The sequence below is a fragment of the Comamonas flocculans genome (assembly GCF_007954405.1).
Taxonomy (GTDB): Bacteria; Pseudomonadota; Gammaproteobacteria; order Burkholderiales; family Burkholderiaceae_C; genus Comamonas_C; species Comamonas_C flocculans.
Map to the genome: position 1 here is coordinate 1,799,744 of NZ_CP042344.1, position 24,009 is coordinate 1,823,752.

Consider the following 24,009-nt stretch of genomic DNA (forward strand, 5'->3'; position numbering starts at 1 on the left):
GCCGTGGCGCGCGGGCGCCGCGGCGCGCTCAGGGCGCTGCCTGAGCGCCCAGCGCACCCCACAGCGCCATCAGCAGCAGCACCACCGTGGGCAGCAGCGTGAGGATGAAGCCCGGCGCGCGGCTCGCGGGGTTCCTCACGTACTGCTGGCGGTAGAGCAGGCGCCCCGCCAGCCAGACCGCGCCGATGCCGGCCACCAGCGCGGGCGGGAAGTACCGCCCCGCCAGCAGCAGCGCCGGCAGGAAGGCGACGATCTGCTCCAGCGTGTTCTGCTGCACGCGAAACGCGCGGTTGAAGGCCTCGTCACCGCTGGTGCTCGGCGCCATCACGCGGCCGCGCATGCGGGCGCGCCCGACCAGCGCACTGAAGGCGACGTACTCAGCCACGGCCAGCAGGGCCACGGTGTGGATCGCGTTCATGCCTGCTCCTTTCAAGTAAAAAGTCGATCAAACGCCCGTCCATCAAGCGCGGACAGCTACTTGTATTGTAGTGAAACCGCCTGTTCATAGGCCGCGCGCAGCTGCCAGGCCGCATGGCCCCAGCGGGCGTCCGGGGGCAGGTAGCGCAGCCAGCTCAGGCGCGTGAGCTGCGCCTGCAGCGCCTGGCGAAAGCCCGGCGCGCGCGCCGGCCCATCGAGCCAGGCCTGCCACAGCGGGCGCGCCGCCTCGCGCGCGCCGCCGGCGTGCAGCAGCATGGCGCTGGCGTAGAGGTAGCTGAGCGCGTCGCGCACCTGGCACAGCGGTGCCGGCAGCAGCGCGGCCGGGTCGGGCGGCAAATAGACCAGGGTGAGCGCACCCTCAGGGCCGCGCACCATGTGTTGCGGGAGGGCGCTGCCCAGGCTGAGCCCGTGGGCATGCACGCCGTCGATCAGCGCCAGGCCCTGCTGCCACAGCGTGAGCAGCGCCTCGGCGTGCGGCGCCTGCGCGAGCTCCTGCGCCAGCGAGGTGGTGCCCGCATCGCCCAGCAGCAGGCCGTCGCCCTGCTGCGCCAGCACCTGGGCCACGGGCAGCCCTTGCCCGGCAAACTCGCGCAGGCGCGCCGCCTGGGCGGCGGCGCAGGCCGCAGCGCCGGCCATGGGCAGGGGACGCAGCGCGGGCACGCGCGACAGGCGCGCCGCCAGCGCCCACAGCCGGCGCTGCAGCGGGTGCGCGCCGGGGCGGGCGCGGCGCAGCCAGACGGTGCACTCCTCGCCCAGCCGGTAGCGCGCCAGCGGCAGCTGCTGTGCAGGCAGCTGGCGGGCGAGGAAGGCGGCGGGATCGGTGGCGACCGGGGTCATGTTCGCAGGCGATGGTAGTGCAGCGCCGCCCGGCCGGCTGGCGCCGCCCGCGGCCACCGCAAGGGCGCCGGGGTCTTGCGCGCGCCGGCGCTCTCCCGGGGCTTCGCCTTCAAGCGGATGGCTGCGTGGGCCTGCGCTGCAGCGCGCTCTGCGGCTTCGCGCCTTGTCGCGCGCGCGCAGGCAAAACCGTGTCAGGCCAGATGGTGCGCCAGTTGCGCCAGCGCGTGGCGCACCGTGGCCGCGCGCACGGCGGCGCGGTCGCCGGCAAAGTGCCGCACCTGGCTGTGGGTGCGCCCGTCCACGCACCAGGCGAACCAGACCGTGCCCACGGGCTTGTCGGCGCTGCCGCCCCCGGGCCCGGCCACGCCGGTCACCGCCAGGCTGACCTGCGCGTGGGCGTGGCGCAGCGCGCCCTCGGCCATGGCGCGGGCCACGGGTTCGCTGACGGCACCTTCGGCCTCGATCAGCGCGGCGTTCACGCCCAGCATCTCGCTCTTGGCGGCGTTGGAGTAGCTGACGAAGCCGCGCTCGAACCAGCGGCTCGAGCCGGCCAGCGCGGTGCAGGCCGCGGCGATCCAGCCGGCGGTGCAGCTTTCCGCCGTGGCCAGCATCTGAGCGCGCGCCGGCAAGGCTTGGGAAATATGCAACAAAAATGGCTCCAGCCCTTGTGTGTCCAGCGCTGGCAGCTCCAGTTTTGAGAGTGACATGGCCATTAACCCGCGAAATGGCGCCACAGCGCGATCACCACCACGGTGCACAGCGCCGCGACCAGGTCGTCGAACAAGATGCCCCAGCCGCCGCGCCAGCCCAGGCCCTTGAAGGCCCGGTCGGCCCAGGCGACGGGGCCGGGCTTGAGCGCATCGAAAAAGCGAAACAGTGCGAACGCGATGCCCTGGCCCCACAGGCCCGTGGGCATGATGAGCAGCAGGATGAGCCAGATGGCCACGATCTCGTCCCACACCACCGCGCCCGGGTCGGCCACGCCCAGGTGGCGCGCGGTGAGCGTGCAGGCCCACCAGCCCAGCGGCAGCGCCGCCAGCGTGGCCAGGCCCAGCTGCAGCGGCGTGAGCCACTGCTGCGCCACCACGAAGGCGAGCCAGCCCCAGAGCGTGCCCACCGTGCCCGGCGCGACGGGCGAGAGGCCGCTGCCGAAACCCAGCGCCAGCAGGTGCGCCGGGTGGGCGAGCATGAAGCGCACGTCGGGGCGCGCCATTGCGGGGCCGGCCTGCACCATGGCTCAGTGGCCCTCGCGCACGCGCACGTCCTTGTCGTGGCCGATCACGTGGCGCGCGCTGAAGACGGCGCTGGCGCCCGCGTCGAGTTCCTGCTGCCAGGCGACGCCGCCCTTGCCGCCCCAGTTGTCGTCCTGCGGCTTGGGCTCGTAGCGCGACTGCACCGTGATGGCCTCGTTGCGCGAGACGGGGGCGCTGTCGAGCACCTGCAGCGTGATCGCCTGGCGGTGGCGGTTTTCCACGCGGTAGCTGCGCTCCACGCTGCGTTCGCTGCGGGCACCGGTGAAGCCCGCGCTCTGGGTAAATTCCTTGACCGGCTCGCTGCTCACCAGCACGCTCTCGTCGCGCCCGAAGGCCAGTCCCAGGCGGGCGAAGTCGCTGGCCATGGGATCGAAGCGGCCCTGGCCGACGCTGGCGCCGTCGCGTTGCAGCGCGATCGGCCCCGCCGGCCAGTTGCCCTGCAGCGGCCCGAGCAAGGCGACGAGCCAGGCGTGCGCATCCAGCGCCGGCGTGGTGCGCGTGAGCAGCGTGGCCGCGAGCTGCTGCGCGCCCAGCGACAGGGTCACGCGCTCGCCGCCCGAGGGCACGCTCACGCGCTGGGGCAGCACGAACTGCGTGGCGTAGGTGCCCTGCCGGGTACTTGCCTCAAAGCTCGGCAGCGGCTCGGCATCGGGCTCGGCGGCGAGCGCCGGTGCCGGCGGCGCCGGCGCGGCCATCATCGCCACGCCCTCGCTGCGCGCCATCTTGGGCACGGGGGGCGGCTCCTTGGGCTGCACGTCCAGCGTCCAGGGGCGGGGCAGCGGCCCCTGCGTGGCCGCCAGCGGCTGGCCGGTGGAGAGCGTGAGCTGCACGCCGCTCCAGTCCTCGCCGGTGGTCTGCGCCACCAGGGCCAGGCGCTCGAGCTGCACCTGGCGGCTGTCGCTGTCCAGGCTGGCGCGGTAGCTCGGCGACCAGCTCGGGCCGCGCACCTGGTAGCTCAGGCGCAGCTCGCCGCCGCTGCGCGTGGCCAGGCTCACGCGCACCACCGCCACCTTGGCCGCCTGGGCGCTGCCCTGTTCGGCCTGCAGGCGCTTGAGCGCCAGCTCGCGCTCCTGCAGCGCGCGCCGCGCGCGGTGCAGCTCGGTCAGGGTGTCGAGCGAAGAGCGGCGCAGCGCCTGCAGCGTGGCGGCGATCTGCGCCGGGGCCAGGCTGTCGCGCGTGTGCACCGGCGGCGTGCCGGCCTGGGTGTTGAGCCAGGTCTGGGCCAGTTCCAGAGCGTCGGTCTCGGCGCGCGCGCGCGCCAGTTCGTCCTCGGCCGCGCGGATGCGTTCGTCCAGCGCGCCGGCGCAGCCGCTGGCGACGGCACGCTCCATCGTCTGCACGTTGACGTCGCCGATGCGCACCTCGGCCGGGCTGCTCACCTGCAGCGTGCGCGCATCGAGCTGCGCCGGCAGGCAGCCGAAGACCGCTCGCGTGGCGCCCGCGGGCAGGTGCAGCACGCGCTCCACCGTGGCGCTGCCCGGGTACAGCGTCACCGCGCTGATGCGTGAGGCCGGCGCCGGCGCGCTGGTCTGGGCGAATGCGGGCGCCGCCAGCAGCGCGCCCGCGAGGGTGAGCAGGGTGTGGTGTTTCATGGCCGCGAGTGTGCACCAGAGGCCGTTGGCCGGGGAAAAGCGATGAAAGACCAGAGCGGGACGCGGGGCCGAGACCTGGGACGCCTGGACATGAAAACGCCGTCCGGTCGCCGGGGCGCAGGCCTAGACTGAATCGGTATTGCGCGATGCGCGTGGGAAACACCGGAGGAGAGAGAGCCATGAAGCCCCTGACATGGATGCGCGGGATGACGGTGGCGATGGCGGCCCTGCTGCTCGCCGCCTGCGGCGGTGGTGACGGACCGAGCACCCCGGCTCCGGCGGGGAACGAGTCCAGCCGCATCTACATGCTGGCCGCTGCGTCGGGGCAACTGCAGCCCGGCGATTCACCCACGCAGTGGACGCTGGTGCTCGATCAGCCCGAGCCCTCGGCATTCTGGTTCGAGGACCGGCCGCTGCGAGGCAGCGGCGAGCAGGCCCTGGCGGATTACGTCGGCACGACTTGGGCACGGGTCTATGGCTCGATCGCGCCGCACGCCACGCTGCACTTCCAGAAGTCGGGCGATGCCGATCTGCAGGCCCTCTACGCGGCCCTGGGGCGCCCCGCCTACGACGCGGCGGCGCGGCAGCTGCGGGTGCCGCTCACCATCCATGCCAATTCGGTGCAGACCGACGGTGGGGCGCTGAACATCGCCAACCTGTTCCTGCAGGTGCTCAACAACGCCGTGGACGACCAGGGCGCGGCGTTCTACCTGCAGCACGCTGGGCAGGCGTCGCTGCAGCCCGAAGGGGCTAGCGGCCAATACCGGCTGGTGCTCGATGGGGTCGTCGACACCACCTTGCTGGTTGCCAGCGCCCCGAGCCGCTACAGCGAGGGACGCTCCACGGCCGATTTCAGCGCCGCGTGGAATGAGAGCTTTGCAGGCAGCGCGCCCAACACCGCGTACTACGGCAGCACCGGAACGGGGCAGGTGCAGTTGTACTTCCTCACCCTCGGGGCGCCGCAGTACGACGCCTCCACCCGCACCCTGAGCTACGCCGCCACCGTCCTGGGTGGTGGCGGGCCAGCGCAGGCGCTGGCCCTGGAGCAGGTGACGCTCAACATCGACTCGGCGCCCTTCGACGCAGGCGCGTCCGTCCAGTGCAAGGACTACAACGGCAAACCCGTGGCGGTGCCCCCGAAGACCATTACGCTCTACAACAATTCGCCAGGCGTGATCTACCCCGTGCTGACCGTGGGCGCAAAGTCCACCGTGGATCAATGGTTGCAGGGGTGCTTGCGCACCAGCCAACCCCATGCCGAGAGCCATGTCTACAAACTGTTCGTCAATGAAGGCACGGGCCTTGCGCCCCAGACGTCGGTCACGATCACGCTGCCGCTGTACAGCGAGCTGGCGGCGCCCGAGCAGGGCCACATCACGTGGTGGAATGGAGGGCGCGTCATCCTGGCCGACGACAGCACGAGGTTGCAACAGGCCTCCGACCACAAGCTGCAGGCCACGCCACAGGGCGTGTCGTGCCAGGGCCGCGCCACCACTTGCCGCCTGAGCACGTACTCGAACGCGGCGGGGTTGCCCGTCAACATCTACGCGCAACTGTCCGAATACACCTTCGGCGATTCGGTCGAAGTGTCGGGCCAGGCGCAGCGCTTGCTCAAGCCGGAGAACGTGGGGTACAACATTTCGTACGTCGACCACGTCTACATGCCGGTGGCCATAGGGGTCAAGAACAATCCCTACATCGGCTACAGCGGCTCCGCCCGCTCGCTGGAGAGTTTCAGAAACACGCTGCATGCGTTCCTGGCCAGCCCGGCCGGGCAGGGCTGGCCGGTGTACAACATGAACCAGTTGCGCCTGCCCGGCGGCTACAACATCTTTGAAGAGCGCAAAGACGTGCTGGCGCCCAATGCCGATCTGCCGGTGCTGCCGGCTGCGGGCTCTCCCCCCGTGCTGACCGTGCTGGAATGCTTTCAGGGCAAGTGCACGGATGGGCAAAAGACCACGCTTCGTTTCGGCGCTGCCGTGCAAAACATGCAGAACCTGTGGGGTTCGTGCCTGGACTGGGGCGCCGAGGATATGACGCAGTATGTGACGGCCCGCATCGATTGCAGCAAGCCGCAGTTGCGCAACTTGCTCGATAAGATGGGCGCGGTGCAGCGGTTTTTCGCGCAAAACCATGCCGATTACCTGCAGATGTACCGCCAGGGGAAATGCAGCGGAGCGACGCCAGAGAAACCGGTGTTCAATTTTTGGGACGCCATCAGGCACATCTACGGCTGGGTGCCGTTCAATGAAGGTTGCGGCGCGGACGCCAATCCCTTGGTGCACACCAAAATCGCGGGATGGGATCACGCAAAAATACAGTTCATGTACATCCATGATCTGCAATACAACTACCTGAATCCCGCCTACGCAAATCATCCCGAGTGGCAGTTCAATCCCTATGTCAGGCTGATTCACGAGGATCTGGGCATGAGCGCCTACAGCTTCTCGGTCGATGACGCCGTGGGCTTCATGTCCGAGCTGGGCGATGGCCTGATCTTTGCGGTCGGCAGCCCCAATGGGCTGGAAAATCAGGAGCAGTTCAATTATTCCGATGGATTCTCGGTGGCCATCGGCGTCACGGCCCTGCTCGAGCGCAACCCCACCCAGCCCTTGCTCAAACGCTATGGCGTGTGCGTACTGAACCGATCGGCGAGCGACCCGCAATGCGAGAACATCCATCAGGACGTGATCATGCCGGGCAACAGCCAGATTTCGGGGTTCCGGGTCGGGACCGTGAAGTCGGGCGCGCACAGCGGATACCCCTTGAAAATCCGCTTTACCGACCTGGACGACAACGTATACACCTTGCGCGTCAACGAACCCTTCGCGACGTGCCCGGCCGATCTGGACGATTCAAAATGTCCGACGAACAAGGAGCGCATCGTCGATCAGGAAAGCTGCATCGTGATCGACCGCAATGGCAAGGAAGCGTCAAAATCAAAAGAATGGTGCCGCGGTGCCAATCCGAACCAGAAACGAGAGAAAAAAGAGGCGCAGGTCATCAAGAATTTCCTGAGCTTTCCGGAGCCGGTCGATTACTACGGCAAACAACAATGACAACCTCATTCCCGCGGCCTTTTTCAGACTCGTTCGCCAAGAACATGGACCCGCGGCGGGCGGGAGCGCGTTCATGAAATCTTCGGTACGCGTCGCCTTCTCCGTGCTGGCTGCGGTCGGTGCACTCATGGGCTGCGGCGCGGGAAGCAGCGCCGATGGCGGCATCTCCGCCGACGTGCGCGCCGTGATGAACCAGCCGCGCTACGCGGGAGCCACCTGGGGCCTGCGCGTGGTGGATGCGAGCACGGGCGACGTCGTGCTGGACGAACGGCCCGATGAGGCGTTCTTCATCGGCTCGGTGCGCAAGCTCTTTTCGGTTGGCGAGCGGCTCGACCAGGTCGGCCCCGACCACCACGACGACACCCCCGTGCATGCGCAGGGCACGGTGGCGGACGGGGTGCTGCAGGGCAACCTGGTTCTGGTGGCGTCGGGCGATCTGACGATGGGCGGACGCACCAATCCGGACGGCTCGATCGCCATCAGCGACTACGACCACAACGAGGCCAACAGCCTGGGCAATGCGGTGCAGACCCGCCCCGACCCCCTGGCGGGCTACCGGTCGCTGGCGGCGCAGGTCGCCCGCTCGGGCATCACCCGCGTCGCGGGCGACGTGGTCATCGACGACCGTCTGTTCCAGCCCTTCCCCTACCGCGGCGAGTTCGACCTGCGGCCGATCTTCGTCAATGACGACGTGATCGACCTGACGATCAACCCGACGCAGCCAGGGCAGCCGGCGGCGCTGGACTGGCGGCCGAAATCGGCGGCGCTGGGCGTCGGCAACGGGCTGCTGACGGGCGTGGCGGGCAGTGTTTTTTCGTTCGATCTGGCGCCGGAATTCCTGCCGTGCATCGGCGTGCCGGGCTGCGCCGCGCAGGTCTCGGGCACCATTCCCGTTGATTTCAAGCCGCAGTTCACGGGTGTCTTCCCGCTGACCCGGTCGATCCGCATCACCCGGCCGGACAACTATGCCCGCACGGTATTCATCGAGGCGCTGCAAGCGGCCGGCGTGGCGGTGGATGCCCCAGCGGTCAAGGAAAACCCGGTGCAGCTGCTGCCGCCCCAGGGCGTGTACCCGGCCAGTTCCAGGGTGGCGCAGCTCGTGGGCATGCCCTATGCGGATTACGCCCGGCTCATCCTCAAGGTGAGCTACAACCTGGGCGCCGACACCAGCCTGCTGCTGTGGGGCAAGACGCAAGGCGTGGACAACATGGACGCGACGCTGGCCGTCGAACGCGGGCATCTGGCGCGCCACTACGGCGTGCCGGAAAGTGAATACGAATTTTTCAACGGCAGCGGCGGCGGTGACACCAAGGCGCGCACGCGTGCGGTCACCACCTTCCTCGCGCGCATGCGCGAGAGCACCCATTTCGACACCTATTTCGATGCGCTGCCCATCCTCGGCACGGACGGGTCGCTGGCCTTCGTGAGGGATTACGCTCCCGATCCGACGCTGGCCGGTGCCACGGGGCAGGTGCGCGCCAAGACCGGCACCAACGTCGAGGGCACGCAGGCGGGTCTGCTGGTGAAGGGCCAGGCTTTTGGCGGCTACATCCACGCCAGGAGCGGCCGCGAGCTGATCTACACCGTGGTCGTCAACCATGCGCGGGCGGCGGACATCGATGGGGTGGCGCAGGTGTTCCAGGACGAGGGCCTGATTTCCGCCATGCTCTGGCGTGACTATTGACGAAGCCAGGCGGGTTCAGCGGGGCACCGACGCCCGCCGCGCCGCCTGCGCCCGCCGCGCCCATGCCGTGGGCGTGAGGCCAAAACGGGCCTTGAACACGCGGCTGAATTGGGATGGATCGGCAAACCCGCAACGCCAGGCCAGCGCCCCGAGGTGCACCCGTTGGCCTTCATCGAGCGCGGCTCGCGCGCGTTGCAGGCGCAGTTCGCGCAGCGCGCTCATGACGGTTTCATCGTGCTCGGCGAAGGCCGCATACAGGCGCGTGCGCGAGCAGCCCGTGCCGCGCGCGATGTCGTCGGCGTCCAGCCCCGGGCGGTGGGCCTGCTGCGCCATGAAATGCAGGGCCGCCGCGCGCCGCCCTGCCGCCAGGCTGTCCAAGGCATCGTCGGCGCTGTCGTCGCAGGCCTCCTGGCTGGCTGCCTGGTGCAGGGCCAGAAGCGCGAGCGCACGCGCGCCCACCAGCAGACCCGCGCATTCCTCGGGCGAAGAGGTCAAGGCCAGCCGCGCCAGCACGGCCAACTGGCTGCGCAGCGCAGGCGCCAGCGCGCCTTGGTCCAGCGGCACAATCAGGGGGCGGCGGCCGCCGCCCATGGCCGCCATGGCGTCGGCGCGCGGCAAGGCCAGGTAAAGCTCGCGCGAGGGGCCGTTCCAGTCGTAGCGCGCGGGGCGCGTCACGTCATACAAGGCCAGCGAGCCCGGCGCAATGCGCTGGCGGTGGTCCCTGGCATCGCACACCCGTACCGTGCCGGCCACGATGAAGGTCATGACCGTCATCCCCGCGCATGCCGGATGGTGACGCGGGTCGGCCAACGTGGCGTAGTCGCTGGAACGCGCGGCGCCAAAGTCGCATTGGCCGTCGCGCAGGGTGGTCAGCTCGGCGTTCAGCGTGCTGCCAGAGCGCGGCGGCTGCAGATCGACCAGTCGATGCGCGCGGGTGCGCCAGGCCTCAAAACGCAGTCGCGGCTCGATCTCGTCGGTGGACAGATGCTCCAGCGTGCAGGTGCGCCGAGGCGTGTCGGGAATGGGCGTGTGCCTGACCATGAGAACCCCTTCGTCAAGCGTGGCAGCCCTGCCGCCGCGCTTGGCAAAAGTGTTACACATCTGTGGGGAAATTGCAGCGGCCCGGTGGCCGCCGCGCCCCGCCGCATCGCACTCAGGCGAAATGATCGAACGATGCGAAATCGCCTTGCAGTGGCTGGCCGCCGCCGTCGACCAGACGCAGGCCCGGTGCGGCGTCGATGCGGCCGATGCGCGTCACGCGCGTGCGGCTTCGCGCGCCAGCGGCGTGCACCGCATCCAGGCGCGCGGGCGGCGTGGTGAACACCAGCTCGTAGTCATCGCCCCCGGCCAGCACGCAGCGCTGGCGCTGCGCTTCGGAAAGCGCCAGGGTTTTCAGTTCAAATACGGCATCAGGGCTTTGCTGACAAGTGTTGGCAGCTATCAAATGTGAAGTTTTATCGGCAGCGATCGTGGCGCCCACCTGCGAGGCGTTGAGCACGTGCACCAAGTCGCCCAGCAGTCCGTCGCTGACGTCGATCGCGCTCGTCGCCAGACCCCGCAGCTCCAGTCCGAGGGCCACGCGCGGCGTCGGGCGCTCAAGTCGTGCGCGCACGGCGGCGAGCACGGCGCTCGGCAACGGCCATTCGCCGCGCAGCGCGCCCAGCGCCAGGCGCGCCTGGCCGGGTGCGCCGCTCACCCAGAGGTCGTCGCCGGCGCGGGCGCCGCTGCGCAACAGCGCGTCGCCCCGGGGCAGTTCGCCGAAGACGGTGATGCAGATGTTCAAGGGGCCCCGGGTGGTGTCGCCGCCGATCAGCTCGCAGCCGTGCGCATCCGCCAGGGCGAACAGGCCGCGCGCGAATGCGGCCAGCCAGGCCTCGTGCGCCTGCGGCAGCGCCAGTGCCAGCGTGAAGGCCAGCGGCCGCGCGCCGCAGGCGGCCAGGTCCGACAGGTTCACGGCCAGCGCCTTGTGCCCGAGCCGCTCGGGGTCAGTGCCCGGCAGGAAGTGCCGGCCTTCGAGCAGCATGTCGCTGGAGATGGCCAGCTGCATGCCCGGCGCGGGCGAGAGCAGCGCGCAGTCGTCGCCCACGCCCAGCGCCGCGCGCCGCACGGGGCGGGTGAAATGGCGGTGGATCAGCTCGAATTCGCCCATGGCAGGCCTCAGCCGCGAAAGCGCAGCGCCGCCCGGCGCGTCACCTCGGCCAGCAGCTGCTCGCGCCCCATCAGCTCGCGCAGCCAGCGCGCGTCGTTTTGCCCGTCCAGGGTCTCCGCGCGCAGCAGCTGCAGCGCGCTGGTGGCGCCGTGTGCCTCGCCGAAGGGCGCGATGCGGTCCATGGTGCGCAGGATGTGCTCGCGCAGCGGCAGGTGTTCGCCGCTCACCGGGTCCACGTACTCGCCTTCCAGCCCGAAGCGGCAGGCCTGGAAGCGGTTGTAGGTGTAGACGAGGTAGTCGTCCTCCTGCGGCGTGAAGGGCTGCTCGGCGAGGAACCAGGCCGCGAGCGACTGCACGTAGCCGGCCAGCGCCGCCGCGCGCTCTATGGTCAGCGGCGTGTCGAAGACGCGGATCTCCACCGTGCCGAAACCCGGCTTGGGCCGGATGTCCCAGTAGAAATCCTTCATGCTCTTGACCACGCCGGTGCCGGTCATCTTGTCGAAGTACTGCTCGAACTCGGCCCAGGTGAGCACGCAGGGCGCGCGCCCCGAGAGCGGAAACGCGAACACCGAATTGAGCCGCGCCGAGTCGAACTGGGTGTCGTGCGCCTGCACGTAGGGGCTGGAGGCCGACAGCGCGATGAAATGCGGGATGTAGCGGCTCAGGCGGTGCAGCATCAGGAGCGCCGCGTCGGCGTCGGGGCAGCCCACGTGCACGTGCTGGCCGAAGATGGTGAACTGCTTGGACAGGTAGCCGTACAGCTGTGACAGCTCGTGAAAGCGCGGTTTGTCGTAGATGCGCCGTTCGTGCCACTGCTGGAAGGGATGCGTGCCGCCGCCGAGCACCGCGATGTTGAGCTTGTCGGCGCTACGCACCAGCGCGTCGCGGATCGGGGTGAGCTGGCTCAGCACCTCGCTGCTGGAGCGGCAGATGTCGGTGGAGACCTCGATCATGCCGCTGGTCATCTCCGGCACCACGGAGCCCGGCAGCGGCGTCTTCTTCATCAGGCGCAGCATGTCCTCGGCATAGGGCGCGAGGTCGTAGTCGTGGGTGTTGACGAGCTGCAGCTCCAGCTCCACGCCCAGCGTCAGCGCTTCGGAGTCGTGAAAGGCTTCCAGGCTCATGGCTGCTCCTTGACCTGTTCGGCCGCCCGCGCGCGCATCTGGTGCGCCAGCGGCCGGATGCTCTCGCCCGCGCCAAAGAGCGCAAAGGTGGCAATGACCGCACCCAGCAGCTCCATCAGCAGGATGGCGGGCAGCGCCACCTGCGCAACCAGCGCGCCGGTTTCGGGCGCCGCGGAGGCAAAGCCCGTGGCCACGAGCAGCGCCACGCCCGCCATCGGCGCCATGGCCGCGCTGGTCCACAGCGCCTGGCGCCAGCTCGCGCCGCTGCCGGTGTTGCCCAGGCCCACGCCCACCGCCTTGGCCAGCAGCCGCGCCAGGACCAGCGCGATCACGCTCGCCGCAACGCCCACGTTCCAGGGAGTCTGTGCGGCCACGGTGGAAACCAGCACGAACATCGCGATCGCCAGCATGGTCGAAGCCGAACTCGCCTGGCGCGGCCAGGCCCAGGGGCGCGGGTAGAAGTGCTTGAGCAGCATGCCCGCCAGCAGCGCCGCCAGCGGCGCCGAGCCGCCCACGCGCGCCGCCAGCGCGGTGGTGGCGGCAATCAGTGCCAGCACCACGATGGCCGTGTTTTCGCTCAGCGGGCTCATCACCCGCAGCGCCGCGCGCAGCGCCAGCGCCAGCACCGCGCCGATCAGCACCGAAGCGCCGAGCACAGCCAGCACCGCCTCGGCCACCGCGCCCGCGCCGGCTTCGGGGCGCCCCAGCCATTGCGCCTGCGCCGCACCCAGGCCCAGCACGTACAGCGTGGACAGCGTGGACAGCACGATGGCGCGCTCGGTCACCGCCCCGGCCGCGCGCGAATCGGTGACCACGCGCATCAGGATCGTGGGCGAGGCGGCCACCGCCACCAGCGCCAGCGGCCCCGCCGCCTGCTCGGGCACCTTGAGCCAGAGCATCAGTGCATAGACCGCACCCCAGGTCAGTGCCGATTCGGCCAGGCTCTGCACCAGCACCATGGGGTTGTGGCGCAGCCAGCGCAGCGGCAGGCGCCCGCCGCATTCGAACAGCACCACCGCCACCGCCAGCTCCACCACGAACAGGCCCGTGCCCTGCAGCGGCCAGGCGCTGCCATCAAAGCCCAGCAGCCCGGCGATCGAACCCACCAGCGCATAGCCCACCACCTTGGGCAGGCCGATGCGCCGCTGCACCAGATAGCCCGCCGCCGCGGCCAGCGCCAGCAGCAGGGCCCACTGCACCGTGGCCAGCCCGGTTGCGGCGGGCAGCCACTGCGCCCACCATTCTCTCCATCCAACCATCGTTTGTCCTTGTTCTGGCGGGGCCAGTCGTACTGCGGGCGGCGGCGCTGCGACAATCGCCGCCATGAATCCCGTCTACCGCATTGCCCCGTCCATCCTCTCGGCCGACTTCACCCGTCTGGGCGAAGAAGTACGCAGCGTCATCGCCGCCGGCGCCGACTGGATCCATTTTGACGTGATGGACAACCATTACGTGCCCAACCTCAGCTTCGGCCCCATGGTGTGCCAGGCGCTCAGGCCCCACGCACGGCGCAGCGACGGCAGCGCCGTGCCGATCGACGTGCACCTGATGGTACAGCCGGTGGACGCGCTGGCCGTCGCCTTTGCCGGCGCCGGTGCCGATCTGATCAGCTTTCACCCCGAGGCCAGCGCCCACGTGCACCGCAGCGTGCAGGCCATCAAGGCCGCGGGCTGCAAGGCGGGACTGGCCTTCAACCCGGCCACCGGCCTGGACGTGCTGGACTGGGTGATCGAGGACATCGACCTCGTGCTCATCATGAGCGTGAATCCGGGATTTGGCGGCCAGTCCTTTATTGATAGCGCCTTGCGCAAGGTGCAAGAGGCGCGCAAGCGGATTGATGCCTCAGGACGGGACATCCGCCTGGAGGTCGATGGCGGCATCAAGGCGGCCAACATCCGCGCCGTCGCGGATGCGGGCGCCGACACCTTCGTGGCCGGCAGCGCGATCTTCGGCCAGCCCGACTACGCCGCCGTGATAGGCGCGATGCGTGCCCGCCTTACTTCGTGATGGTGTAGGTGGTGGTTTCCTCGCGCAGCAGCCCGCCGCCGTCCACGGAGCCGCTGAGCCGCGCCGACGGGCCCATGCGCTTTTCGCAATCCGCGCGGTCCTGCGCGTTCTTGAACACCGAGCAGCGCGCCATGGCGTTGCGCTCGTAGGTGGCCGCATCCTCGCTGGTCAACTGGCCCCGGCGTGCGGCCTGGGCGGCGGCCCCGACCTCGCGCACGCAGGCGGCGTGGCTGACCTGGGTGCTGTCGGCGCACTGCTGGGCCGCGCTCGGGCCGGCAGCCTGGGCCTGTGCGCCCCAGACCAGCAGGGCGCTACCGACAAAAACCGAAAGACGAAAATTGCGCATGTTCAAACTCCTTCTAGTGCTCCGGAACCAGTTCCGGCCGGATGAATGCATTGGATGCCTCGCCGGCAATCGGGGTGCCGCAGCATGTCAACGAACGTAACCGCCCCGACGGGCGCGGCGCTGCCTGCGCCCCGGATCTCCCTTGCCACCGTGGACGCGGTGATGCTGGACCTCGACGGCACCCTGGTCGACACGCTGGGCGACTTTGCCCTGGCCCTCGGCCACACGCTGGCCGAGCTGGAACTTCCCGCCATGCCCGCGGACGAAATCGCGCTGCGCGTGGGAAAGGGCTCGGAACATCTGTTGCAATCGGTATTGCTCTGGGCCTGCAGCCGCGCCGGGCACGTCGACGCCGCAGCGCGCGCCCAGGCGCTCTACGCCCGGGCCCATTTACGCTACCAGCACCACTACGGCATTGTCAACGGCAGCCGCGCGACGCTCTATCCGGGCGTGCAGCAGGGCCTGGCGGGGCTGCGCCGCCGCGGCCTGCGCCTGGTCTGCCTGACCAACAAGCCGCGCGTGCATGCCCTGGCGCTGCTTGCGGCCAAGGGCTTGCAGGCGTCGTTCGAGGCGGTGTTCGGCGGCGACAGTTTCGCGCGCAAGAAGCCCGACCCGCTGCCGCTGCTCGAGACCTGCGCATGGCTGGGCACCCTGCCTGGGCGCACGCTCATGGTGGGGGATTCGCGCAACGACGCCCAGGCCGCGCGGGCCGCGGGCTGCCCGGTGGTACTGCTCGGCTACGGCTACAACCACGGCCGGCCGGTGCGCGAGGTGCCGGCCGACGGCTACCTCGATTCGCTCACGCAGTTGCTTGGCCCATAGGCACGCCGGCGCCCGCCGCAGCTGCGCGGGCCGTGCGCCGAGACTCACTGCCCCTGACCGCCGCGCAGCAGGTACTCGGCCCCTTCCTCGTGGCCGGCGCTGAGCGCGCCGCCATAGACCGGCGTCTGCGGCATCTCGCGCGTGACCTCGTCGCGCACCGCGTTGTACGCCCAGGACGCGGGCAGCCAGCCCCGCGCGCCCTCGATCTGGCGCGCCAGGCTCCAGGCGAACAGCGAATGCCCTTCGCGCCCGCCGTCGGCCACCGGCTCGTTGCCGCCCGAGGCCATCACCGTCACCGCGCGCTGGCGCAGCAGCGCCTGCACGTCGGCGTCGCTGCCCAGTTGCCCCACCCAGGCTTCACTGGCCAGCGTGCCCGAATAGCAGCTGTCGGCCAGCACCAGGATCTGGCGGCTGCGCGTGTGCGAGAGCGCGCGGCTCACGTCGGCGTTGGAGATCCAGCCGCGTGGCTCGCTGCTGCTGGCGTCCGAGGCGAGCCAGTAGCCCATGCCGTCCTGGCCCACCATGCCGTGGCCGGCGAAGTACACCACGATGCTGTCCTGCGGCCCGGCTTCGGCAATCAGGCGGTTGAGCGCGCGCACCATGTCGGCCTTGTCGGCGTTGGCAATCACCCGGGCTTCGTAGCCCATGTGCCGCTCCAGCACGCGGGCCACCGCGCGGGCGTCGGCCACCGGGTTGGTCAGCTGCGGAATGCGCGCGTCGCCATAGCGGTCCAGCCCGAAGAGCACGGCCATGCGGCGTGCCGGGCGGTCGGCGTCGCCGGTATCCGGCCGCGGACCGAGCAGGCAGTCGCCCGCGTCCGCGCCACCGCCGTCGCAGGCGGGCAGGTCGGCCAGCGCCGGGTTGACCTGCAAGGCGCGCATGGCGTCGAAGAACACCGCGTCCTTGTAACTCGTGCGCGCGCGCAGCAGCTCGCCCAGCTGCGGGCGCGAGAGCTCGGCCACCGGCAGCACGCGGAAGTACTGCGTGCCATCGGCCTGGGGCGTGAGAAAGCCGCCGTCGCTCCAGCCCGTCTTGTCGCCCGCGGGCGCGGGCGGCTGGGGCACCGTGTCCAGGATGGCTGCGGACGCGCCCTGCAGCCGCATCGGCCCCCGGCGGTCCACGGGGATGCCGGCGGCAGCCACGGCCTGCTCCCAGTCGGACCAGCCCGGGTCCCTGGCGGCGCTGCCGGGCTCCGGCGTGGGGGGTGGTTCGGGTGCCGGTGGCGGCGGCTCAGGCGTCGGGGCGGGCGCCGGTGGCGGCTCGGGCGCCGGGGGTGGTGGCGGCGGCGGGGGAGGTGGCGGAGTGACCGGCGGTGTCACGGGGGGCGTGACCGGCGGTGTCACGGGCGGTGTGACGACTGGCGGCCCGGCCATCAGCGTCACGTCCGTGGAGCCATGCGCCAGCGAGGGCGTCCAGGTGTCTACCGGCGGGGCGTAGCCCGGGTTGAGCGTGCCGCTGACGGATCCGCCGGTGAGAAAGGTGTGGGGCGTGTTGGCTGCGGGCGGCACGTAGCCACCGCTCTGGGTGAAATCCACATAGCCGCCGTTGAGCGTGACAGCGCCGCTGACCTCAATGGCGTCCAGATCAATACCGGGATTGGCGCCGCCGACTTCGATCTCGAGCCGCGCGTCCGGGCCGATGAGGAGGCCGCCCTGGATCTCAAGCTTGCCCGGGGACAGACCAGGCGCAATCGTGCCACCGTAGACCATCACATCGCCTTCGAGCACGCCGCTGCCGCTTACCGTGCCGTCATTGATGGTGAAGGTGGCAGCCTCCGCCCGGGCGCTGCTGCCGCCCAGGTTCAAAGCGCCGTCGTTCTGCGTGTAATTGCCGTAAAACATGGCGGTCGACGTGGCATCGATGGCGATCGACCCGCTCTGTTGCGTGTAGTCCGCCTGGAATTCGGCAAAAGAGCCGGAATCGACGGCGATGGTGCCTTCGTTGGTGAATGGTGCATTGAACTGTGCCGTTGACCCGTTGAGGTTCACCTGGCCGCTGGCGTAGTTGTGGACGGGTGCATCGACGGGCGCATTAACCCCGTTGAAATTCAGCGTCCCTCCGTTGAAGATGTTCGCCCCCCCGGTGATGCCGCTGCCCGCACCAGCCACCAGGGCGATCGTCCCGAAGTTGTTCAGGTTCGTAGCGCTGTCCAAGGTGATTTGACTGGCGTGGATCGTTCCCAGGTTTTCCATTGACGTGGCGTTGGCAATGGTGACTGCATCGACATAGGTTTCGCTGGTGGACCCCATCTGCACGAGGTTGCCGTCGATGGCGAGCGTGCCGCCATTGAGCTGCGTTCTTGCATTGAGGTTCACGTTGCCGCCGGTGCCGCTCAGCCCGGCGTTGAGCACCAAGCCCAGCGGGTTGTCGCTGGCGGTGATGTCGGCGTTCAGCACGATGTCGTGGTCCGCGTCCAGCGTCAGTGTGGTGCCGGTGGTGGGTGGACTGACCGCGATGGGGTCCACCAACGTGATGTCGCCGTCTTGGGCTCCGACAGTGGATCCGCCCGTGGCGATGCGCACGCTGGTGCCGGCAGTTAGTGCCGTCTCGATCGTGCTGGTGGTGACGATGGCGTTCTCGCCGTTGGCCACGTGGTTGGGAGTGCCCGAGATTTTGGTGTCGGGGCCCGCCGCTTGAATGGTGACGTTGGCGGGGTCCAGCAGCCACGTGCCAGCCTGACCCATGGGGGCGCTGGCATCCGCCGCATGGGCCACCTGCAGGCCGCGCAGCCCCGAGGTTTCGATGAAGCCGCCGTCGCCGCCTTGCGTCCCGCCGCGCGCCTGCAGCCGGCCCAGCACGGTGGTGTTCTCGCTGGACCACAGGGTGATGCGCCCGCCGTCGCCCTGCACTGTGGCATTGGCGCTGGCCTGGGCGCCGGCATCCATCCACAGGCGCCTGCTCAGGGTGTCGCCGCGCGCCGGCTCGCCGCCGAGCGCGATCTGCCCGCCACCACGGGCGCCGTCGGCGCGCAGCTCGGCGGTGTCGGCCAGATGCAGGGTCTGCGCGGCGTTCGCGTCGATCTGCCCGCCCGTGCCGTCGGCGGAAGACACGTCGAGCCGGCCGGCCAGCGTGGCGTCGCCGCCCGCGTCGATTCGGATGCGTCCGCCTTCGGCCTGCGTGCTGCTGCCTGCCGCGGTCTGCACACTGCGCGTGGCGCGCAGCGTGATTTCGCCGTTGGCGCCGCGCTCCAGCTGGCTCGCGTCGATCAGGCCGCTGTGGTTGACGACGGCGCCCTGCAGGTCCAGGCGCGCGCCCAGCAGGTTGCCATCGTGCACCACCGCGCCCTCGCTGGCGACCACGCGCAGCGTGACGTAGGGCAGGGCGGAATCGACCAGGTCCACCTCGCGCGCGGCCAGCAGCGCGGCATGGCCGCCGGGGGCCTGCACGCTGCCGCTGTTGCTGACCGCATCGCCGATCAGGTGGATGCTGCCGCCGTAGCTGCTGCGCAACTGGCCCTGGTTGACCACGCTGGCGCCCGGGTGCGCGGGGTCTGCGCGCAACTGCAGGCGGCCAGCGAGGAAGTCGGCGGTATCGAGCGTCAGCGTCGAGGCAACCAAGCCGCCCACGTCCACCCGCGCATCGGGGCCAAAGAGCACGCCATTGGGGTTGAGCAGCCACACGCGGCCGTTGCTCTGCAGCGTGCCGTAGATGGCGGAGGGGTCTTGCCCGGTCACGCGGTTGAGCGTCTGGCTGCCGGCGCCGGGCTGCACGATGTTCACCCCGTAACTGCGGTCGATGGAAAAGCTCTGCCAGTTCAGCACCGTGCGTTCGCTGCCGGTGTTGACCTGCAAGGTGTTTCCGAGCGTGCTGCTGCTGGCCTGGCCGGCCTGCACGCTCATGCCGGTGGGCAGCGGCGCGCCGGCTTGCGCCGCGGCGGCGGGCGCGAGCGCCATCAGGCACAGCGCCTGGACCGCCAGCCAGAGCGGGGAGCGGGGCAGGGGGGTGGTGGATTGCGCCATGGTGTGGCCCTCCGGGGAAATCACAGCGAATAGGACAGACTGAAGTGCAGCTTCCAGTCGCCCTTGCGGGTGTCGCGCGCGTCGGCACCCGCGCGGGCGAGGTCGATGCGCAGCAGGCCGCGCTGGTTCAGCGACCACTGCGCGCTGGCGCCGGCCGACCACAGGCTGCAGCGCGTGCGAGCGGCCAGGCACTGGGTGTCCAGGTGGTTGGAGACCTGGCCGGCGTCGACGAAGAGCGCCAGCACCGGCAGCAGTTCGCTGCCGCTGGCGCCGCCCGACACCCAGGCCCCGAGGGGGCTGCGCAGCTCCAGCGAGGCGGCAAGGCCCGCGTCGCCGACCAGTTCGCGCTCGGCGTAGCCGCGCACGCTACCCATGCCGCCGATGCCGAACTGCTCGGCCGCCACCAGCGCGCGCGGGGCGTACTGGGCGCTGGCGCGCACGCCCAGCGCCCAGCGCGGGGCCAGGCGCGCCTGCGCCTCGCCGTCCAGGCGCAAGAGCTGGTAGCGGCTGCGCGCGCCGGGGCGGTTGGCCTCGTAGTCGGCGTCGCGGCCCGCGCTGCCCACGGGCAGGTTGGCGACCCACTGCGCGCGCAGCAGGTAGCTGCCGAGCTTGTGCGCGGTCCAGGACAGCGTCAGCGGCAGCGCGTGCATGGTGTTGTTCAGCGTGTCGCCGCAGCCGGCCGCGCCGAATTCGCCCAGGCCGCAGCGTGTGCGATAGACGCGGGCATCGAACCCCAGCGCCAGCTGCGACTTGGTCTCGCCCAGCGAGGGCAGCATCCACACCGCGCGCGCGCCCGCCGACAAGCCGGAGCCGGAAAAGCGCAGCTCGCCCGCGGGCGTGAGGTTGCTGGCGCTTCTGGTGTTGGAGGCGATCAGCGCGCCCTCGATGGCGAGCTTTTGCGCGTACAGCGGCAAGCGCAGCGTGGTGCCCAGCGCACTGGCGCGCGAGGGGTGCGTGGGCGAGGTGGCGGCGCGCACGCCCCAGACGAGGTCGCGATCGGCGACATTGGCGTTCTGGTAGAGCAGTGTGGCGCGCAGCGCGCCCGTGCCGGGGGCGCCGGTGTTGTCCAGGCTCCATTGCCAGGGCAGCAGCGGGCGTTCCTGCACGCTCACGAGCGCATCCACCTCGCCCGTGGCCTCGCCCGGCTGCAGCACCACGCGGGCGAACTTGCCGGGGTTGTCGTTGACCATGAGCAGTTCGCGGTCCAGGTCGGCGAGCGAGGGCGTCGTGCCCGGTTGCAGCGAGGGCAGGCTGCGCAGCACGTTCTCGCGCGAATAGCGCTGCTGGCCGGTCACGTTGACCTGGCGCAGCTTGCCCTCGACCACCTGCAGGTGCAGCACCTTGTCGCTCAGCGATTGTTCGGGCAGCAGCACCAGCACCGCGCCCCAGCCGGCCGCGCGGTAGGCGTCCTGCAGGCGCTGGGCGGCGGCCTGCATCTGCGCCACCGTCATGCTGCCCGGCGCCGGGCCCAGCGCGCGAGCGACGGCGGCGCTCTCCAGCAGCGTATTGCCGCCGACCTCAAAGCGCTCTATGGCCGTGGCCTCGCCTTCGGCATGCGCCGCGCCCGCCCAGGCCAGCATCGCCGCGGCGGCCAGCGCCCGCCAGAATGCGCCTGCGGCCGTGTGCGCCGTCTCAGCACTGCCCATGCGGTCTCCCTCCGTGTGTGCCCTCGTGTCATGCATTCTCACGGAGCTGCCCGTCCAGGGCAAGCCATCGGCCGCAGCGTGCGCCGGCAGCCTTCAGGGCCTGGTCTCAGGGCTTGATGTAGGCGAACTGCTCGCGGTTTTGCAACTGGGCTATGCGCACCACGCCCGAGGGCGTGAAGTCCGCATCCATGATGAACTGCTCCTTCTTGAGCTTGCGGTTGCGCAGCGTGATCTCGCACACCTCGAAGCGCACGCCGCGCGCCTTCAGGGCGCTGACCAGCGCGGCGTAGTCGATGTCGGCGTTCTTCGCGTCCTTGGCGCCTTCCATCAGGAAGTCCACGCCATTGGCGTGCGTCACCACGACGATGCGCGTCTGCGGTGCGACGTCCAGGTGGTTGCGGATGTTGCGCAGGCCTTTGGTGGCCTGGGCGGCGGTATCGTCGATGTGGTAGAGCACCTTGTCCTGGCCGTCCTTGGCGTCCTGGGCCATGGCGCCGGCCGCGGCGGCCAGAATGCCCGAAGCCAGCAGGGTGCGGCGCACGGACGATCGGGTGGGTAGCTGTTGCATGGAGGCTCCTGGTGTCGTTGAGGCCACAGCGTGGCGCCGAATGGCCGGCCCCGTCGGCCCGCGTCCCGCGGCGCGGCTTTGCTACACTGGCGCGCATGTTCATCCATCGCGCGTTCGTTGCAGGTCTGAGCGACCGGGGAGCCTGGCCCTGGCGCAACTGCATGCACCTGTGCTGAACGCACCCCGGGCACACCTCCCAGGGTGCCCGCGGACCTTGCCCTGAAGGGCGGGGTCCTCCCCACGAGATGAACCCGGCGGCCCGTGCAGGTACGCCGCCGGAACTGGGAGATCCCCGTGATTACGGAACTGGAATTCAAGAGCCTGGCCGGCTCGGGCTACAACCGCATTCCCTTGATCGCGGAAGCCTTCGCCGACCTGGAAACACCGCTTTCGCTCTACCTCAAGCTCGCGCGCGGGCGCGGCGACGGCGCCAACAGCTTTCTGCTCGAATCGGTCGTGGGCGGCGAGCGCTTCGGGCGCTACAGCTTCATCGGCCTGCCCGCGCGCACCCTGCTGCGCGCGAGCGGCTTTGGCGCCGCGGCAAAGACCGAAGTGGTGACCGATGGCGTGGTGGTGGAAACCGCCAGCGGCAATCCGCTCGACTTCATCGCCGCCTACCAGCGGCGCTTCAAGGTCGCGCTCAGCCCCGGCCTGCCGCGCTTTTGCGGGGGGCTGGCGGGCTACTTCGGCTACGACGCGGTGCGCTACATCGAGAAGAAGCTCGAAAAGACCTGCCCGCCCGACGAGCTCGGCTGCCCCGACATCCTGCTGCTGCAGTGCGAAGAGGTGGCGGTGATCGACAACCTCTCGGGCAAGCTCTACCTCATCGTCTGGGCCGACCCGGCGCAGGCCGAGGCCTATGCGCGCGGCAAGAAGCGCCTGCGCGAACTCAAGGAGCAGCTCAAGTATTCCGTCAGCGCGCCGCAGGTGAGGGCGAGCGAGAGCCACCCGGCCGAGCGCAGCTTTGCCAAGGCGGACTACATCGCCGCGGTGCAGCAGGCCAAGGAGCTGATTGCCGCCGGCGAATTCATGCAGGTGCAGGTGGGCCAGCGCATCCACAAGCGCTATACCGAGTCGCCCCTGTCCCTGTACCGCGCGCTGCGCTCGCTCAATCCCAGCCCCTACATGTATTTCTACGACTTCGGCGGTTTTCAGGTGGTGGGCGCCAGCCCCGAGATACTGGTGCGCCAGGAGCGGGTGGAGGGCGCCACCAAGGTCACCATCCGACCGCTCGCCGGCACCCGCCCGCGCGGCGCGACGCCGGAGAAGGACAAGGCGGCCGAGCAGGAGCTGCTGGCCGACCCCAAGGAGCGCGCCGAGCACGTGATGCTGATCGACCTGGCGCGCAACGACATCGGGCGCATCGCGCAGGTGGGCAGCGTCCAGGTGACCGAGGCCTTCGTGGTGGAGCGCTACAGCCACGTGATGCACATCGTGAGCAACGTCGAGGGCCTGCTGCAGGACGGCCTGAGCAGCATGGACGTGCTCAGGGCCACCTTTCCGGCGGGCACGCTCACCGGCGCGCCCAAGGTGCATGCGATGGAGCTGATCGACGAGCTGGAGCCGACCAAGCGCGGCCTGTACGGCGGGGCCTGCGGGTATCTCAGTTACGCCGGCGACATGGACGTGGCCATCGCGATCCGCACCGGCATCGTCAAGGATGGCGTGCTCTACGTGCAGGCGGCGGCCGGCGTGGTGGCCGATTCGGTGCCCGAGCTCGAATGGAAGGAAACCGAAGCCAAGGCGCGCGCGCTGCTGCGCGCGGCCGAACTCGTCGAGGAGGGATTGCAATGAATGCCGCAGCGCCGCATGGCCCCAGGCAAGGCACGGTCCCCTCACGGGCCAGCGCAGTACACCAAGTGAGCAGCGTGGGGGCAGCATGAACGTCTTGATGATCGACAACTACGACAGCTTCACCTACAACCTGGTGCAGTACCTGGGCGAGCTGGGCGCGCAGGTAGAGGTGGTGCGCAACGACGAGATTGGCCTGCAGGAAATTGCCGCGCGCGCGCCCGAGCGCATCGTGGTCTCGCCCGGGCCGAGCTCGCCGAGCGAGGCGGGCATTTCGGTGGCGGCCATCCGCCACTTTGCCGGCAAGGTGCCGCTGCTGGGCGTGTGCCTGGGGCACCAGGCCATAGGCGAAGCCTTTGGCGGCCAGGTGGTGCGCGCGGGCAGGCAGATGCACGGCAAGACCAGCGTGATCACCACGGACCAGAAGGGCGTGTTCGCCGGGCTGCCGCGCCAGTTCACCGTCAACCGCTACCACTCGCTGGTGATAGAGCGGGCCAGCCTGCCCGAATGCCTGATCGTGACGGCCACGAGCGAGGACGGCGAAATCCAGGGCGTGCGCCATCGCGAGCTGGCCGTGGAGGGCGTGCAGTTCCACCCCGAGAGCATCCTGAGCGAGCACGGGCATGCGCTCTTGCGCAATTTCCTGGAGCTGCGCGACTGATCGGACGGGCATGGGCGGCCCAGGCCGCTCCCACCCCATCGGAGTGGTTCCTGGATGGCCTGTGGGAGCGGCA

The 24,009-nt window shown here is 70.0% G+C and carries 19 protein-coding genes; 6 read left to right on the forward strand and 13 right to left on the reverse strand.

Annotated elements, in window-relative coordinates:
• Window positions 1-28 precede the first annotated feature (28 nt).
• The 5 genes from FOZ74_RS08695 to FOZ74_RS08715 all read right to left on the reverse strand — a co-directional run bounded on the left by FOZ74_RS08695 (window position 29) and on the right by FOZ74_RS08715 (window position 4,120).
• Window positions 29-418, reverse strand: coding sequence for an MAPEG family protein (locus tag FOZ74_RS08695; protein ID WP_146912696.1), 390 nt, complete (start codon window positions 416-418; stop codon window positions 29-31).
• A gap of 56 nt (window positions 419-474) precedes the next feature.
• Window positions 475-1,275 carry a hypothetical protein gene (locus FOZ74_RS08700; RefSeq protein WP_146912697.1) on the reverse strand — a complete coding sequence of 267 codons (801 nt, stop codon included), beginning with the start codon at window positions 1,273-1,275 and terminating at the stop codon, window positions 475-477.
• A gap of 191 nt (window positions 1,276-1,466) precedes the next feature.
• Window positions 1,467-1,982 carry a CinA family protein gene (locus FOZ74_RS08705; protein WP_146912698.1) on the reverse strand — a complete coding sequence of 172 codons (516 nt, stop codon included), beginning with the start codon at window positions 1,980-1,982 and terminating at the stop codon, window positions 1,467-1,469.
• 5 nt (window positions 1,983-1,987) lie between these two features.
• A complete protein-coding gene (locus FOZ74_RS08710; RefSeq protein WP_432417454.1) occupies window positions 1,988-2,509 on the reverse strand; it encodes a phosphatidylglycerophosphatase A family protein in 522 nt (173 codons plus the stop codon).
• Window positions 2,510-2,512: 3 nt separating this feature from the next.
• Window positions 2,513-4,120 (reverse strand): DUF4139 domain-containing protein, encoded by a 1,608-nt coding sequence (locus FOZ74_RS08715; protein ID WP_146912699.1) that lies wholly within the window; start codon window positions 4,118-4,120, stop codon window positions 2,513-2,515.
• 179 nt (window positions 4,121-4,299) lie between these two features.
• On the opposite strand from FOZ74_RS08715, the gene FOZ74_RS08720 reads away from it, so the two are divergent.
• Together FOZ74_RS08720 and FOZ74_RS08725 are read left to right on the forward strand one after the other, a co-directional pair.
• Window positions 4,300-7,179 (forward strand): hypothetical protein, encoded by a 2,880-nt coding sequence (locus FOZ74_RS08720; protein ID WP_146912700.1) that lies wholly within the window; start codon window positions 4,300-4,302, stop codon window positions 7,177-7,179.
• Window positions 7,180-7,252: 73 nt separating this feature from the next.
• Window positions 7,253-8,863: a D-alanyl-D-alanine carboxypeptidase/D-alanyl-D-alanine-endopeptidase gene (locus FOZ74_RS08725; protein ID WP_146912701.1), complete on the forward strand. Its 1,611-nt coding sequence runs from the start codon at window positions 7,253-7,255 to the stop codon at window positions 8,861-8,863.
• Between the two features lie 15 nt (window positions 8,864-8,878).
• Here FOZ74_RS08725 and FOZ74_RS08730 read toward each other — a convergent pair whose 3' ends face one another.
• From FOZ74_RS08730 to FOZ74_RS08745, 4 genes are all read right to left on the reverse strand, one after another.
• A complete protein-coding gene (locus FOZ74_RS08730; protein ID WP_146912702.1) occupies window positions 8,879-9,904 on the reverse strand; it encodes a helix-turn-helix transcriptional regulator in 1,026 nt (341 codons plus the stop codon).
• Window positions 9,905-10,016: 112 nt separating this feature from the next.
• A complete protein-coding gene (gene thiL / locus FOZ74_RS08735; RefSeq protein ID WP_146912703.1) occupies window positions 10,017-11,012 on the reverse strand; it encodes a thiamine-phosphate kinase in 996 nt (331 codons plus the stop codon).
• 8 nt (window positions 11,013-11,020) lie between these two features.
• Complete coding sequence (locus tag FOZ74_RS08740; protein ID WP_146912704.1) at window positions 11,021-12,136, reverse strand: YbdK family carboxylate-amine ligase; 1,116 nt, start codon at window positions 12,134-12,136, stop codon at window positions 11,021-11,023.
• The gene (locus FOZ74_RS08745) at window positions 12,133-13,395 is read right to left on the reverse strand and encodes a cation:proton antiporter domain-containing protein (protein WP_146912705.1); all 1,263 of its coding nucleotides are present in this window, start codon (window positions 13,393-13,395) and stop codon (window positions 12,133-12,135) included. Before FOZ74_RS08745 ends, FOZ74_RS08740 begins: the two co-directional genes overlap by 4 nt.
• Window positions 13,396-13,459: 64 nt before the next feature.
• On the opposite strand from FOZ74_RS08745, the gene rpe reads away from it, so the two are divergent.
• Window positions 13,460-14,143: a ribulose-phosphate 3-epimerase gene (gene rpe, locus FOZ74_RS08750; protein ID WP_146912706.1), complete on the forward strand. Its 684-nt coding sequence runs from the start codon at window positions 13,460-13,462 to the stop codon at window positions 14,141-14,143.
• On the opposite strand, the gene FOZ74_RS08755 is transcribed toward rpe, so the two are convergent.
• Window positions 14,133-14,489, reverse strand: a complete 357-nt coding sequence (locus FOZ74_RS08755) for a hypothetical protein (protein ID WP_146912707.1) — start codon at window positions 14,487-14,489, stop codon at window positions 14,133-14,135. The genes rpe and FOZ74_RS08755 overlap by 11 nt on opposite strands.
• Before the next feature lie 84 nt (window positions 14,490-14,573).
• On the opposite strand from FOZ74_RS08755, the gene gph reads away from it, so the two are divergent.
• Window positions 14,574-15,311: a phosphoglycolate phosphatase gene (gene gph / locus FOZ74_RS08760; RefSeq protein WP_146912708.1), complete on the forward strand. Its 738-nt coding sequence runs from the start codon at window positions 14,574-14,576 to the stop codon at window positions 15,309-15,311.
• Window positions 15,312-15,355: 44 nt separating this feature from the next.
• Here the strand turns inward: gph and FOZ74_RS08765 are convergent, their stop codons facing one another.
• From FOZ74_RS08765 to FOZ74_RS08775, 3 genes are all read right to left on the reverse strand, one after another.
• The gene (locus FOZ74_RS08765; RefSeq protein WP_146912709.1) at window positions 15,356-19,270 is read right to left on the reverse strand and encodes a two-partner secretion domain-containing protein; all 3,915 of its coding nucleotides are present in this window, start codon (window positions 19,268-19,270) and stop codon (window positions 15,356-15,358) included.
• 20 nt (window positions 19,271-19,290) lie between these two features.
• Window positions 19,291-20,916, reverse strand: a complete 1,626-nt coding sequence (locus FOZ74_RS08770) for a ShlB/FhaC/HecB family hemolysin secretion/activation protein (protein WP_186764558.1) — start codon at window positions 20,914-20,916, stop codon at window positions 19,291-19,293.
• A 106-nt stretch (window positions 20,917-21,022) separates the two neighbouring features.
• Window positions 21,023-21,484, reverse strand: a complete 462-nt coding sequence (locus tag FOZ74_RS08775) for a DsrE family protein (protein ID WP_432417455.1) — start codon at window positions 21,482-21,484, stop codon at window positions 21,023-21,025.
• 294 nt (window positions 21,485-21,778) lie between these two features.
• Here FOZ74_RS08775 and trpE point away from each other — a divergent pair, with 294 nt between their 5' ends.
• Window positions 21,779-23,278: an anthranilate synthase component I gene (trpE, locus tag FOZ74_RS08780; RefSeq protein ID WP_146912711.1), complete on the forward strand. Its 1,500-nt coding sequence runs from the start codon at window positions 21,779-21,781 to the stop codon at window positions 23,276-23,278.
• Between the two features lie 85 nt (window positions 23,279-23,363).
• On the forward strand, window positions 23,364-23,936 hold the full coding sequence (locus FOZ74_RS08785; RefSeq protein WP_146912712.1) for an anthranilate synthase component II: 573 nt from the start codon (window positions 23,364-23,366) through the stop codon (window positions 23,934-23,936).
• Window positions 23,937-24,009: the final 73 nt, after the last annotated feature.